Below are 14107 nucleotides of genomic sequence, written 5' to 3'. Positions count from 1 at the left end.
ATGTCCGAGTCGACCCCAGACCCCGAACGCTTCGCTCCGGACCAGGCAGTGGCACAGGTACGTGACTGGTGGCGTGACGGCGCCCCCAAGAAGAAGCGCTTGGACGTCGTCAGCCTCACCGGCACCACGGGTGTCCTCGAGGAAGCGCACCGGCACATCGCCCAAAGCGTGCTGCTCGATGCCACGGAAGCGGATGCGGAAGACGTGTTCCGAGACGCCCTCAGACTCATCGGGGTGCCCGATGAGCAGGTGCGGCCCTACGTCTGGGACAGGGCCGCCCGCCTGCACGGGGGCGGCAAGCTGGTTCTGATCACGCGCGCCGGACAGGCCGGGCTCACCCGCAGGTCCGCCCAGCCGGCTCTCGTTCGCGACCATGCGGCGGAGCGACTCTCCCTCCTCGGACCGAGCGTTGTGGTCAATACGCTGCCATCGGTTCTTGGCGCGTCGCCGTACCGCAGGCTCGCGGTCTGGCTGGACGACACCTCCCCCGATGGCCCGCAGAACGCACTCGCGGCCGCCGTCGCGACCGCCTCGCAGTCCCCGCAGCTGCGCGCACTGGCCCTGTCCGAGCCGCGACGTGTGCCCTGGGCAGCGTGGAGCGAGTTGGCCCGGGCCGCCGAAGCCCCGGATTTCGACGAGGCGGCCCTGCACGAGCTTGCCGACCGTTTCCCCGAACTCGTCACCGTGACCGACGAGGAGGTCTCGTTCACCGACGATGCCGTGGCCGAAGCAATGCGTCGGGAGACTCCGGCGGAGGTGAGCGAGCGGGTGAACAGCCACATGGTCCGGTGGCTGCGAGGGCTCGCTCCCCGATTGCGGCATCCGGAGGGCTGGGCCGCCTCCGGTCCGCTGGGTCGTTACGCCGCCCAGGGCCTGGCCATGCACGCGGTACAGGCGGGCGAGTTCGACGGACTGCTGCGAGACGGCGGCGTACTGGCCAATCTTCCGCAGAACGCCCTCCTGGACGCTGCCCACTGCGCGCATGACGGCTCGGTGCCCGGCTCGAACGCGGCTGCCGACGCGGTGTACTTGTCGATGTACGGGGTGGCGCCGACGGATCAGGGCGAGTGGGCGGCGTGGCTGCATCTGATGGCCATGGCGCGTAACGACACCGAACTGTGCGCCGACATCGAACAATCCGGCGTACGTCTTCCCTGGAAGGCCCGTTGGACCCACTGGCGCCCACCGGGCGGATACGACCCGGGATACCTCGAACCCGGTCCGGTCTACGCCCTGTTCGAGGTGCGCTGGCGCGATCGGCCGGCGGTGGCCGCGAAGGCCGGGGACAAGGGGGTGCGGGTATGGGACACGGAGACCTCGGAGCTCGTGGCGGGCCCCTGGTTCGACGAGGACTTCCCCGACGAAGCCGCGAATGTACTGACCTGGCCGCCGGAGACGGGCCGGGCCGGGCCGACCCGTCGCAGCGAACTCCTGGCCCACGACGACAGCGCGGGGGGACCCGATGACGAGTTCCTTCCTGTTTCACTGCGTCTTGGCAGCCTGACGGTGTTCGCCGGCCCCGGAGGCGTCTTCGCCGTGGAAGGCACCGATACGGAAGCAGAGCACGTGCTCGCTCCACTCCGCGGGGCGCCGCTCCTCGGCGCAAAGACCGCCGCAGGCCCCACCCTGCTCATGGATGCTTCCACGACGACCGCGGCAGATTTGGCAAAGCTCTTCCCCAACACGCCCGTCCTGCGCACCGCGCCGGAAAGCCTGCCGCCCGAACTGACCGATGAAACCGCCCGTCGGGTACTCACCACCATCGGTCTTCCCGTCATGGAGGAAAAGGGAATCAGGCTGGAGCCCGCGTACGAGCGTTTCCTGTGGGAGTTGTCCTGGACCAAGGACCTCGAACAGCCCGCAGAGAACGGCCCGTTCTTCCAGATCGGTTTGTGGATGGGCGCCGAGATCGTGATCGACGGCCCCTCCGGGCACGTCCTGCGCATGCCGCGTACCGCCGACGAGAGCGGACTCGACGGCTTCCTCGTCGCAACCTCCCTCGACCGCTTCCTGGCCATGGTCACGTGGTGGATCGCCGGACGCCGCATTCTCGGGACACTGGAGAACCAGGACGAAGACCATCTGTTCCGGCAGCACATCGAAGATGCCGTCTACGAAATCGACGCGGCCGGCGCCCAGTCCGAAGCGTGGACGTACGCATTGCACAACGACTGACGCACGATCCGCGAAGGCGGGGGACGTGGAGGACGGGGAGGACGTGGAGGACGTTCGGGACGGGGACGACGGGGCAAGCCGTTGAAGGCACGCGGTACGACAGCCTGGGAGAGCGCCGCCCCCGGCGCCTGTGCGGGGCGGGCAGCCGCGCTCCATGGCGGCAGGCATCGGCTGGGCGGACGGCGGGCTCGATCGCGAGCAGCGACCCAAGCCGCTGGATACCTGGCACACCACGGAGGAGGAGTCACCGCACGGCGGCCGAGTCGCCGCATCGTGAGATCCGTGCGGTAGTCCACCGCGACCACCAGCACGGCTCGGCCAGCGACACCGACTACGGTCGTCCCCGCAACGTGCCGTTGCCGCCCCGCTCCCGCGCCACCTTGAGCGGACGCACAAACTGCGTCACTCACCTGCAGCCCGGTGACCATCTCCGCCCACACTCGCTCAGACCTTAATATCCCAGCTGTACGAGGGAGATGTCCTGCTCAGAGCCTTGAGCAACACCCTTTGCCCCGTCCCTGTGTGAACACTCCGAGAGTCAGCAGATGCAGCGATGAACCGCCGGACACCCACCCCTTCGCCCATGTCACCCGAAGAAGCCCTGGCCCAGCTCCTGGAGTGGTCGGCGAGCGGGACCCAGCGAGTGGCCGAGTTGACCGGCCCTCCTGGGTCCGGACGGACAGAGACACTGCTACGGCTGAGTGAGGCCCGCGGCGAGGCGGTGCTCGTGGATGCCACCGGGCTGACCTGTGAGGACCTCATCGAACGGGTCATGACTTCCGCTGGGTTCCCCGCTCTGCCGGAGAAGCGGGCGGACTGGGGATTCGAGCTCAAAGACTCCCCGCTCGGTGGCGGGCTGGTCATCATCCTGAACGCCCACCGTGCGGGCCGTACTCGGCGCTCCGCGGAGCCCGCTCGCATGGTGCACCGCTTCACCGGTGAGCTGGCCGTGGGCGGCGGTCTCAAGGTCGTGATCGAACGGGACCTGCCGGATGTCCGGGCGGCGCACGATCACCTAGTCATGGCACTGCAACCGGGCAGTTCCGAAGAGGCGGTGGGGCGCCTGCCCGCCGGCACGGACACCGAAGCGCTGCGTGCGCTGGCGCTGGCCGAGGTCCGTCGTGCGCCCTTGCCTGTGTGGACCGTCCTCGCCCGGGCGCTGGGGTCCCAGGTGCGCCGGTCCCTGGATGTCGCCGCAACGCTGGAGGCTGCCGGGGAGCTACTGGAGGTGGAGGACGACGGCTGGGTCCGCTTCCGTGACGAGCGGCACGCCGAAAGGCTGCGGCTGACCACCGATGCCGAGATCGTACGAGCCGTGAATGTGGAGCTGGTCGCATGGCTGCGCGATCAGCCCGCGGCAGCAGGCACGACCGGCCAGTACCTGGCAGAAGGACTGGCGATGCACGCCGTGCAGGCCGGCGAGTTCGACGCCGTTCAGCGCTCCGGCCGGCTCGTCGCCCGTATCGATCAAGTCGCCCTGATCGACGCGGCCCACGCCGACGACTCGTACGTGGTGAACGGTGCGTCTCCGGCCGGGGACGCGGTCAACTTGTGGATGTGCGGGGTCGATTCGCTGCCCCAGAGTGAGTGGGCATCGTGGCTGCACCTGATGAGTACGGTGCGTGGCGACACGGAGATCGCCGCCCAGATCGCCTCGTCCGGTCAGCCGCTGCCGTGGCAGGTGCGCTGGGCCCATTGGCGGCCGCCGGGGGCCTTGAACGCCGCGTATGTTCGGCCTGGTCCACTGGGGGACCCGGTCATCGCCCCTGAGGACTACCTACCTGGCCGGCACGCCGTTTCCGCTCCCGGGGAATGGGACGAGCGATACCGGGTCTGGGACGCCGAAACCGGCGAGGAGCTGGCCGGCCCCTGGCCGGAGGCGATACCGGCACCGGGGCGACGCGAGCCGCTCTGGCTCGCCGACATGGATCGCAACGTCACACCCGACTGGGACGATCTGACCGTGTTCGACACCCTGGAACCCCCCTTCGTGTCGGATCAGGTGAGGGTCGGCGACGACCTCCTGGTCGTGACGGGGCTCGGCGGCATTTTCGCGGTCGAGCTCCACGACCCCGCCCTAAGTCCGCGCATCAGCAAGGTGCACGGAGAGCCGCTCTTCGACGACTCCGGTTTCCTCCCCGCACTGCACCTCGGGACAGCACGGCGCCGAGGCTCGTACGACCACGACCTCTTCGAACCGGGCGTCGTACGTCGCCTGCCCACCGGCCTGCTGCCCGACGGGGTGACGGATGCCGAGGCACGCCGCGTTCTCACGGACGTCGGACTGCCCGCCTTCGAAGGCGCCGCCATCCGGCTTGAGGCTCTGGACGAAGCGGGTCTGCCCCGGCTCGACCCTGGCGACCTACCGGCAGACGCCGTCCCAGGTGCGTACTACAAGATCGGTACGTGGGGTGCCGGTGACCTGGTCCTGTACGGCGGGACGGGGCAGGTCGTCCTGTTCGGTGCGGCCGACTGGAGCAGCGCGGAAGAGGACTTCGATACGTACTTCGACGACGAGCCGGACGACGACGGCGAGCACGAAACCAGCGTTGTACTGATCGCCGGCAGCCTGGCCGCGTTCATCGACCTGCTCCAGTACTACCTCGTGGGCCGGTGCATGCTGGCCGCGGCGGGGAGCCGTACCGAGCGCGTCGCGATCAGGGACGATCTGGAAGACACGCTGCCCGACCTCGACGACGCAGGCGCAGACTCCACTTTCTGGACCGCTGCACTGCGAACCGACTGACTCGATCCCCCTTGACCAACCGATCAATCCCTTGACCGACCGATCCCCCTGACCGACCGATGGTCCCGTACTTACCGCCCCCGCCTCAACGAGGGCCACGCCCCCACAGGGCAGGATCCGCTCGTACCCACGCACCTTTACACGGAGCGGGAGCCGCCCACGCCCAGGTTTTCGACGAGGGGGCACTGCATGAGCTTTCGGGTTAGTAACGTCGCTGAATGCACCACCGCTCATGGAAGGGACCGCCCCAGTGCCCGAGATCAACGCCGAGGACTGGGCTCGCATCGAGACCTGGCGGGAGCTGCCCGCACGACAGCGGCGGGTGTTCTCTGTTCTCGGTCCGACGCTCAGCGGCAAGACCGCGTACCTGCGGGCAGTTCGGGACCGCTGGCCCAGCGCCACACTGCTCGACTGCCGGGGCATGAGTGCCGACACGGTGGCCACTCGCATGCGTGAAGAATGCCGGGCCGCCCCTGCCGGTCGTCCCTGTGTCCTCCTCCTCGCCAACGTGCAGTACGCGGGTGAGGTCCTGACGTCGACCGAACCGGCCCGTGTGGCGGAGATCCTGGCACCGGGATTCAGGCGGTTCGAAGGTCGTCAGGTCTGGGTCATGGCGGAGTACGACCCAGCCCTCATGGCATCCCCTCGGATGGCCGAGTACGAAGTCACCCTGCCCGCGCTGACTTCGGCGGATCGGGCCACCGAGGAGGAGCCGACCGTGGCCGGTCGGCTGGCGGCACTGGCCGCCGCCGAAGTACGTCAAGTGCCCCTGCCCGTGTGGCAGTTGCTGTCTATGGCGAGCGGTATGCCTTCAGAGACACAAACCCTCCTCACCTTCGCCGAGCAGCGACCGGATGTCCTGATCGTCGACGAGGGCCGATCATCAGTAGCCTTCCGGTCCGAAGCTCTCCTCCATGCATGGCGGCTCCGGCAGCCTTCGGATTCCTTGGCACAAGCCCGCGTCGTCGAGGCATTGGTGGCCGCAGCAGCGGACGGCGAACCGGGGCTGTGGACCGAGCAGGGGCCGGTAGGGCAGTACGCCGCTCATGCTCTTCCCATGCATGCGGCGCTGGCCGGCGACCTGCCCCGCCTGCTGGACGACGGGCGGCTGCTGGCCCAGTGCTCGGCCACAGCACTGCGTGAAGCCCTCGCCGTTGCCTACCCCGACGGAGTGCCGTACGGGAGCGTGGCAGCCATGCTGCACTATCTGGAGGTCCAGGGCGTCTCCCCCTCGTCGCAGGGTGAATGGGTGGCCTGGCTCCATCACACGGCACTCAGCTCGGGTCGCACGGAGCTGGCCGAGGAGCTACTGCATTCGGGAGTTCCTCTGCCGTGGCGGACCATGTGGACGCACTGGCGCCCCACGGGCATCTTCGGCCGCGTCGAGGGCGAGGCCGGTCGCGTCGATGAACTCGGCGTGGTGTCCGGGGAGTCGGGCCTGACCGTCGTCACGGCCCGGGACGTGACCACCGGCAAGATCGCCTGTCCGAAGCACAGGTACGTCCGTCAGGAGTGGAGCCCGATGACCGGGGAGCCTGTGTCAGCTCCGGTCGAAGTGCACGCCTCCCTGTCGGAAGGCGATCTCCCCTGGAGCAACGCACACCGTTCTCCAAGTCCCGAGGCGCCCACCGTTACCTTCGCCGAACACACGGACAGCGGCTGGCAACTGGGGACGTCCACACTCCCTCATCCACCCAACTGTCCGTCCGCGGTGACACAGGGCCTTTACGTCGACGGGCGCTGGGTGCTCGCCGGCTCCGGGGGCCTCTTCGCCGTATCCGTCCATGCGGCTGGAAGCACCGCACAGGACACGTACCGCAAGCGGCCCCTGGTCGCCGCACACACCCGGCCCGCTCCATGGCCGCTGCCGGCGGCCGCGTCCGCTGCTCTGCGCGGTGACGGAATGCGGGACTGGTTCGAGGAGACCTTTGGCGCAGGGACCTGCCGTCGGCTGGCCGAGGATCAGCTGCCCCAAGGGCTGGACGACCCTGCCGCGCGCCGCTTCCTCACCGAGACAGGTCTGCCGGAGGTCAGCGACTTCCTGCATCTCGCCATCACCCCGCGCGGCAACCGCACCCTGCCCGAAGTGGCCTGGCCCGGTCGAGGCCGGGACGTACCCCGGCACCGCCGTGCCAAAAGCGAGGCACCGAGCAGCGGCCCGTTCTACGAACTCGGTACCTGGATGTACTCCAGGCTCCTTCTCGACGGCACCACCGGTCGGCTGTACAGGGACACCACGGGTGGCTCGCCCGACCCCGTCGCCGGCAGCAGCCTCACCCAGTTCTTCACCATGGTCCGGCTGTACGACGAGTTCCGCAGGACGCACTTCCCCTACGCCGCCGATCACAAGGACGCACTGCACAACCTCGCCAGGTGGTGCGAGCAGATCGACGGTGCCGCCGCCCGTGCCGAGGCCTGGACGGTCGTTCTGGAGGGATACGACTTCGAGGACAGCACCTGGGACTTGGCCTCCTACGGGCTGTAAAGGTGAAGGGCAGTCACCCCCTGTGAATACTCACCTCGGCCCGCAGATTTCTCGGAACAGATCCCCTCACAGGTGGCCACAGCGTGAGGTCCTGGTGTCAGTCGTCTCCTGACGGCATCGTGTCCTCACCGAAGCCGGGTATGGCGGTGGACTCAGCGCCAGTCGTCGATCACGTAGGCGTCCGGGTGGCTGTAGCCGGGTTCGTTCGGCTTGTGCATGGTCACGCCTTGCAGCCAGGTACGGAAACCGCGGTCGACCATGCGCCGGTAGGCGTCCTGGCGGGCCAGGTTCATTCCGGCGTCCAGCTGCTCCAGTCCCTTCTCGATGGCCAGCTGCTCGCACGCGTTCAGCAGTTGTTCGAACCGGTCCGCGGCGCCCGGGCCAGGGCGCACGGCGCCGAATCTGACGCAGCACACGTCCTCCCCGGCCTCCGACCCCGCTCCGCAGTGGCAGACAGCCAGACAGCCAGCCCGTCGAGGCCGGAGTCGGCGCCCTCGAGGAGGACGGTGTCACCGAGCCCCTGCGCCTGCGTGGCCGTGATCTCGCGCTCCAGGCTCAGACCCTCGTACACGGCCTCCGTCAGCGGACGCTGACCCACAGGTCGTGAGCGATGACCCTGTGCTCGTCGCCCTGAACGCGATCCACGCGGACTGCTCCACACCGGCTGACATCATGATCCGCATGAGCCACATCATCACGATGACCGTCGCCAACCAGAGCCGCGTCGTGTCCTACCTGCAAGGCGAACTCGACGCGACTCAGCAGCGCATGCTTCGTGATCACATACGCAAGGACGCCCACGCCGACCAGCTCAGCCTGGAACGCCAAGGCATCGATCTGGGCCTCACCATCCCCGAGCCGCTCGACCACCTCCTCGCGGGCCACGCGAAGGCGGACGGCGAATACGTGGGCCACGCGTACTACTACGCGCTCCAGCACATCATCGACTGGAGCGGGTCCGACCCCATCGATTTCGGCGTGTACTCCAAGCCCTCCACCTTCTTCGGGCACTTGGGCGACGAACTGCGGCACCTCGGCGTCCCCGCCGACCTGCTGCCGCTCGACTTCCTGTTCGCCGGGCCCCCGGACGAGATCCCTTTCCACATTCCGTCACCTGTCGACGGTTACCCGGCCATCGGCCGTCTGCCGCTGGCCAAGGCCAAGCCGCTCGCCGACGCCTACGCCGCGGTCCTGGACCGTATGGACCACGCCTTCACATACGAGGCCCAAAGGCTCATCGACAAGATGCGGGTCGAACACGACGAATGGCAGAGCGCGCTCCAGTACGGACACACGATGGACACGCTTTTCTTCTCCATACAGGGCTGAGCCGTCCCCACCACTCGCCGTACGCCGCGTCGCGGCTCATGGGGAGGCTCCCTACTCCGTGCGGGGCGTCCAGTTTCCGCGGTCGCCTTCGTGCAGGTCAGGGCATTCCATCCGCTCGCTCTGCTGTATCGGTGACGCCCCAGACCTCTTCTGCGTCCCGGCTTCGAACTGGGCGTCGTTCCGAGGCGGAAGCGAAAAACGGGGCCAAGTACAGCGGCCCGGCCTCGGTCCGACCAACTCGGTCCGACCAACTCGGCCCTCCCAACATCACCGCACTCGACTTCGCACTGACGGCGATAGTTGTTCGGCCACCCCGCATGAACCCGATCGAGGTATCTCCATGCCGTCCCCCCTTCGACTCCCTCGTCCGTGCGTTATCAGTTCCATTAACCGAGCACGGCATTCACCAGCGCACAGACCCCACAGCCCAGCAACCCGCCGAACAGCAGGCCGAGGCCGGTGATGAACGTCCCGCGCCGCATGGGGCGGCCCGAGCGGCGGAAGGTTGCGCTCAGCGGGAAGAGGGCCACTCCGAACATGGTGACGGCGACGAACCAGACCTTGACGGCATCGACGTAGAACGAGGTGATGCTGCCGCGCCTGAAGTACCCCGTGTCGTCGCCCACCACCTGGAACTCCTCACCCCGCACGGCGTCCTCACCGGGCTCGAAGTCCTCCACGTCGGAGCGAACCTTGCCGTCGTCGGAGCGGAAGGTGCCCGAGCACTCCACGTCGTCCCCGATGACGTCCTTGCCGCAACGCTCGACGGTGATCGTCCCTTGCGTGCCGCCGGACACCTTCCGCGGGCCTTCCTCGTAACCCACCCCGACGAGGATCAGGCCGAAGAGAAGGGCCAGAACTCCCAGTACTCCGGAGCCGATACGGCTGCCCGCGCCCCGTTGTCTCGCGGCGGCGAAGCCAGTGAGGCGGGGCCCTCCCGTTCCGGCCTTCCGCAGGTTCCGCCCACCGCTCGCATCCGTCTTCAACGCCGTCCCGTTCTCCTACGTGGTGCGCGCACCGCCCCGCTCAACTCAGGAGATCTTGGCTAGGCCGGTTCATGCAGGTCAAGCCGGTGGACATGGTCCTTGAGCCCCTCGCGGGCAAGGGCGTCGACGTTCACGGCGCACCTCCGACACCTCTACACGTCCGCCACGTTCCCCACCGCCAAAACCGCCCTTCACGCAGCCCGCTCCGGCTCCGACGGCCCCCTCCTGATCTCACTGATAGCTTGCTGCTCCAGTCAGTTCACTCCGTGGGAATCCGATGACGCAGCCGCCGTTCCAACCGCCACCGCCGCCTTCACAGCCACCGCAGGCCCCCGACAACCCGTACAACCAGCCCCCTCCGCCACAGCAGGCGCCGGGATTCGGCCCTCCTCAGGCGCCGGGGCAACCCCCGATGCAGGCAGCCCTCGGCCAGCCCCCGATGCACCACGGAGCGCCGCCGCCGGTACCGGGGCAGCCCCCGATGCAACCGATGTATCCGATGCACGCCGCACCGCAGTTCCAGGCGCCCCCCTTCGGGCAGCGGCCGAACGCAAGCGGTCATCCGGTCGGCGCGGTCTTCCTCGGGTTCTTCGCCTCGGTCATCGTCTCGCTGCTCTACAGCGGTCTCGTCCTGGCCACGTACAAGGACCAGTCGGTCACCACGGCCAACACCCTCTACCTGGGCCACGCGCTGCTCAACGGAGCGATGGTCGGCTGGCTGATCGGCCTGGTGGGGCACCGGAACACCGCAGCCCACGTGTGGGGAGCCGTCGTAGCCGCGCTCGGCGCGTTCTTCGGCTACGCCAACGCCATCGTGCTCGTCTTCGCGAAGAACCAGGGAGGCGGAGCCCTCTGGGACCTGTTGAGGTACGAGCCCTTCTGGCCGGCCAAGGCCTGGTGGAACGATGAGAGCGCCAACGCGGTCGACTGGTTCTCACCCCTCGGCCTCGTACTCGCCGCGGCCGCCGCCTGGGGCCTCGCCTATCTCATCGGCAGCAGGCGCCGCCAGGCATGACGTCTACGCCTACGTCCCTTTGACGTCTGTTCAGGTGCCGGTCCGGGCGACCACCGCCGGGTCCCCGGTCGGTAACTGAGCCGGGTCCCGGGGGTCCAGGGCTGGCCGGCCGACCCACCTCAGCGGAAAACGGGACTGTCGCCGACCCCCGCCAACGCCACCCCGATGCAAGTGACCATCATCGCCCACCGCGTGTGACCGATCCGGCCCAGCACAAATCCCCAACCGCCGAGCGCCACACCCACGGCATACGTCGCCACCCAGACACCGAGCGCATCGCCCTGCCCGAGGCGAACGACGATCAGGACGAGGCAGGTGACGGCAACCAGCCCGGCGAACCCCGCGTACATCCCACGCGCCTGCCGCGCCTCCCGCCGCCCCTCCTCCACGAGGCCCGACCGGCCCTGCGCCTGGAACTCCGTGCGCAACTCGTCCGTGCCCGTACGGGAGGAGAGAGGGTGCCCACCCGAGCCGGCCGGGCTGCCCAGACCGCTCGACCCACTCGCCCCGCCCGACCTGTTCGCCGCGTTACCGCCATGCGTCGTCATGTCAGCGGAGCCTATCGGTCCGCGACCACCGTCGGGCGGCGAGCCGATCGCCTACGAACCCTCGAGATGCGCCAGGCCCAGCATCAACGGCAGGGAGACCAGGGCGAGTCCGAACGCGGTGGCCGACATGGCCGTACGGATCTCCCGCTTGCCGCGGACCCCGAGGTAAGCGGCGATCAGCGGGAGGACGGCACTCAGCAGGAAGCTGAAACGCCAGCCACCGTCCCCGATGAGGAAGATCATGAGGCCCCAGGAGGCCGGCGCGGACGCGACGCTCAAATAGCACGACCGGGTGAGGAAGCGCTCCAGGTCATCGGTCCCGCCAAAGAAACTCATCGATCCTTACCTCTTGTCCGCTAAACGGCCCGGTGGTCGTAACCACCCGTGCCCACCTCGGGGAATCCGTCCGCCGCCGAGAACCCGTTGATGGCCGCCGACGCGGCCAGAGCGATCGCGCTCAGGGCCATCGCGAACTTGTCGAACGTCATGGCCGCCTCCGACCACATCTGCATGAGCCGTAGAGCCTGTGCCGCGGCCAGTGCGAACATGCCCGCCGAGGCGACCTGCCCACCGACCGGGATCGCGTTGACAGCCCACGCGGCGGCCATGTTGACCATCCAGGTGATGAGCAGATCGCAGAACGACACCAGGAACGACTTGAGGAATTCAGCGAGTTGAAACGCCAACTGCGCGGCCTGCGCGTAACACTGCCGCAGGGATTCGAAGGTCTCCTTGATCTCGTCCAGCTTCCTGCTGAACTCGTCGAAGTAAACGGTGGCGGCGTCGGCAGCGTTGCCGTTCCAGCTGAGACCTACGGTCTGGTTTCCCTTGCGTACGTTGTCGGCCACCGCGTCGCAGAAGGACGCGAGATTGGCCCATACGTCGGCACAGTCGTTGTACTTGTTCCAGTCCCCGAAGACCCAGTTCGTGCAGACGGCGAAGGGGTCGAAGTCGAAGAGCAGCTTGGACGCCTCCACGGCCATGGCCGAGGGGCTGCCTATGTCGAGCGCGGTGCCGAGCGTCTTCTGCACCGGACTCATCTGGAACTCGTCCGCGTGGCCCGATGCGTACTTGACGAAGGGGTTGTTGCTGTCCCCGTCCGGCGGCTTCAGCGTCTCGCCCGCGTCGGTGGCGTCCTTGAAGTCCTGCGGATCTCCCCCGGAGGCACCGGCCGGCGCTTTGGAACCCGGATAGGTGGCGTCGAGTTGGGCCGCCTCGTCCCGGTCCGTCGCCCGGTAGTACTTGGCCGAGCCCGCCAGTTCCTTCGCGGAGGAGTCCAGCACGCCCCGGACCTTGCCCAGGGCCTTCTTGGCCTCGCTCACATACTGGTCGTGGTCTCCCGCGACGAGGTCGTAGAGGTCGCCGCCGCCCTTCTCGATCTGCGCGTGCTGGCCGATGTACTGGACGGCCTTCTCACCGCTCTCCGCCGCACGCCCCACCAGCTTCGAGAAGCCGTCGAGCGCGTCGGGATTCACATCAAAGTCCACAGTTCCCCCATCACCTGCCACGACCACGCGTGAGCGGCGTTCGCTCAGTACAAGGACCAGCCACGCCCGTCGTGACGCGACTTCGTGTCCGACCGGTTCTCGGACTCCGCGCGCCGCCGCTCTTCCTCGAGCTGTCGCCGCTGCTCCTCGAGCCGGTGCTCGCCGTCCGCGGCGAGCTCGTCACGCTCACGGTCGGACATGGCGGCCCACTTCTCGGCCAGCGGAGCCGACTGCTGCACCGCCTCCTCGGCGTACGCCGACACATTGGCCGCCTCGCGCAGCCCCATACGCCCGGAGAGGACCTCCTGGGCCATCTCCTTGAGCGCATTTCCTCCCAGCCCTGACGCCAGATGCTCCAGGGACTGCCGCAGGATCTTTGCCTGTGCGGGATCCTGCTGGGTCATCTCCAGGAATTCGGAGTCGTCTACGCGCTTGTCGGAACTGTCACGGGCGCTGTCCAAGGGGTACCTCATCGGGAGGGGCGGCGTGTCTCGACCGGCGTGAACCTACCAACGCACTTGCGAACGCTTCAACACTCGGCCGGGGCGCGAACCGAGTCGCCTATGCACGCAATTCGGGAGTTGGCTGAATTCTTGCCCGTTCAACGAGGAATCGGATCAAGGTGGCTCAATCTGACCGGAAACGCCGACGCCGTGCGGCTCCAGCCCTGACCCCAGAAGTGGACCGAACACCACGAACCGTCGGCAAAACCGATCTCGTGGTCACCGCCCGCCACATCGCTCCGGTCTCGGATGTATGTCACATTGCGAAGTTCCGTGGCCCATCCCACCTCGACCGGGCCACGCACGCCGGTGAAGGAGCGGGCGCGGGAGACGTACACCAGCTGGAGGCGGCGGTCGGTGAGCTGAAGCATCACGGCCGCGCTGTTCCTGGTCCGGGGGACGACCGCGCGGGCCAAGTGGCCGGCCATGCTCTCCCAGCCGCCGTGGAAGGGCTCACCCGGTCTGCTCGGCTTCCTCGGCTCACGCCACATGACCGCTTCGAAGAAGGCCTCGAACGGATTCCAGTTCATGGAGCACAGTCCCGCGATCCCGTTCACGGGGATCATCAGCCAGCTGCCGAGCGTGCGGCGCTCGGACCGCAGAACGCGAGGGCGGCGGAAGTAGCCGGGCCTCGGCGCCCTGCCGGCCAAGGAGACCGCGTGCTGACCAACCAGCACGTCCCCCGGCGGCACCATCGCCCTCGCCCTGTCCGCGGGCGTCTCCTGATCGCGACCGGTCCTGCTCACCGGAAGAGGCCCCTCACGCTGCACTTGATCATCGCCGTGAATGTAGCGCACGGGGTGTTGCTGTCGACGTGGGGCTTTGCTCGTTGG

Annotated in this window: 12 protein-coding genes; 5 read left to right on the top strand and 7 right to left on the bottom strand. The window is 68.1% G+C overall.

The window, feature by feature from the left end:
* The 3 genes from ACFZBP_RS40890 (at position 1) to ACFZBP_RS40880 (ending at position 7406) form a co-directional block, all read left to right on the top strand.
* Complete coding sequence (locus ACFZBP_RS40890) at positions 1 to 2175, top strand: SUKH-4 family immunity protein (protein ID WP_391420973.1); 2175 nt, start codon at positions 1 to 3, stop codon at positions 2173 to 2175.
* Between the two features lie 583 nt (positions 2176 to 2758).
* Entirely contained in the window at positions 2759 to 4921 is a 2163-nt protein-coding gene (locus ACFZBP_RS40885) for an SUKH-4 family immunity protein (protein ID WP_391420972.1), read from the top strand.
* A gap of 250 nt (positions 4922 to 5171) precedes the next feature.
* Positions 5172 to 7406, top strand: coding sequence for an SUKH-4 family immunity protein (locus ACFZBP_RS40880; RefSeq protein ID WP_391420971.1), 2235 nt, complete (start codon positions 5172 to 5174; stop codon positions 7404 to 7406).
* A 152-nt stretch (positions 7407 to 7558) separates the two neighbouring features.
* On the opposite strand, the gene ACFZBP_RS40875 is transcribed toward ACFZBP_RS40880, so the two are convergent.
* Positions 7559 to 7798: a hypothetical protein gene (locus ACFZBP_RS40875; RefSeq protein ID WP_391420970.1), complete on the bottom strand. Its 240-nt coding sequence runs from the start codon at positions 7796 to 7798 to the stop codon at positions 7559 to 7561.
* A 211-nt stretch (positions 7799 to 8009) separates the two neighbouring features.
* Between ACFZBP_RS40875 and ACFZBP_RS40870 the strand changes: the two genes are divergently transcribed.
* Positions 8010 to 8735, top strand: coding sequence for a hypothetical protein (locus ACFZBP_RS40870; protein ID WP_391420969.1), 726 nt, complete (start codon positions 8010 to 8012; stop codon positions 8733 to 8735).
* 386 nt (positions 8736 to 9121) lie between these two features.
* Here the strand turns inward: ACFZBP_RS40870 and ACFZBP_RS40865 are convergent, their stop codons facing one another.
* Entirely contained in the window at positions 9122 to 9721 is a 600-nt protein-coding gene (locus tag ACFZBP_RS40865; protein WP_391420968.1) for a hypothetical protein, read from the bottom strand.
* Positions 9722 to 10220: 499 nt separating this feature from the next.
* On the opposite strand from ACFZBP_RS40865, the gene ACFZBP_RS40860 reads away from it, so the two are divergent.
* Positions 10221 to 10736 (top strand): hypothetical protein, encoded by a 516-nt coding sequence (locus ACFZBP_RS40860; RefSeq protein ID WP_391420967.1) that lies wholly within the window; start codon positions 10221 to 10223, stop codon positions 10734 to 10736.
* A gap of 119 nt (positions 10737 to 10855) precedes the next feature.
* On the opposite strand, the gene ACFZBP_RS40855 is transcribed toward ACFZBP_RS40860, so the two are convergent.
* The 5 genes from ACFZBP_RS40855 to ACFZBP_RS40835 form a co-directional block, all read right to left on the bottom strand.
* Entirely contained in the window at positions 10856 to 11284 is a 429-nt protein-coding gene (locus ACFZBP_RS40855; protein WP_391420966.1) for a hypothetical protein, read from the bottom strand.
* Between the two features lie 51 nt (positions 11285 to 11335).
* On the bottom strand, positions 11336 to 11620 hold the full coding sequence (locus tag ACFZBP_RS40850) for a hypothetical protein (RefSeq protein ID WP_383459812.1): 285 nt from the start codon (positions 11618 to 11620) through the stop codon (positions 11336 to 11338).
* Positions 11621 to 11640: 20 nt separating this feature from the next.
* The gene (locus tag ACFZBP_RS40845; protein ID WP_383459815.1) at positions 11641 to 12771 is read right to left on the bottom strand and encodes a hypothetical protein; all 1131 of its coding nucleotides are present in this window, start codon (positions 12769 to 12771) and stop codon (positions 11641 to 11643) included.
* Between the two features lie 44 nt (positions 12772 to 12815).
* Complete coding sequence (locus tag ACFZBP_RS40840; protein ID WP_062723035.1) at positions 12816 to 13232, bottom strand: hypothetical protein; 417 nt, start codon at positions 13230 to 13232, stop codon at positions 12816 to 12818.
* Between the two features lie 140 nt (positions 13233 to 13372).
* Positions 13373 to 14020 carry a hypothetical protein gene (locus ACFZBP_RS40835; RefSeq protein WP_391420965.1) on the bottom strand — a complete coding sequence of 216 codons (648 nt, stop codon included), beginning with the start codon at positions 14018 to 14020 and terminating at the stop codon, positions 13373 to 13375.
* Positions 14021 to 14107 lie beyond the last annotated feature (87 nt).

The organism is Streptomyces sp. NPDC008086 (genome assembly GCF_042957325.1).
GTDB lineage: Bacteria > Actinomycetota > Actinomycetes > Streptomycetales > Streptomycetaceae > Streptomyces.
Note: the sequence above shows the minus strand (reverse complement) of the source record. Positions and strands in the feature narration are given on the sequence as shown.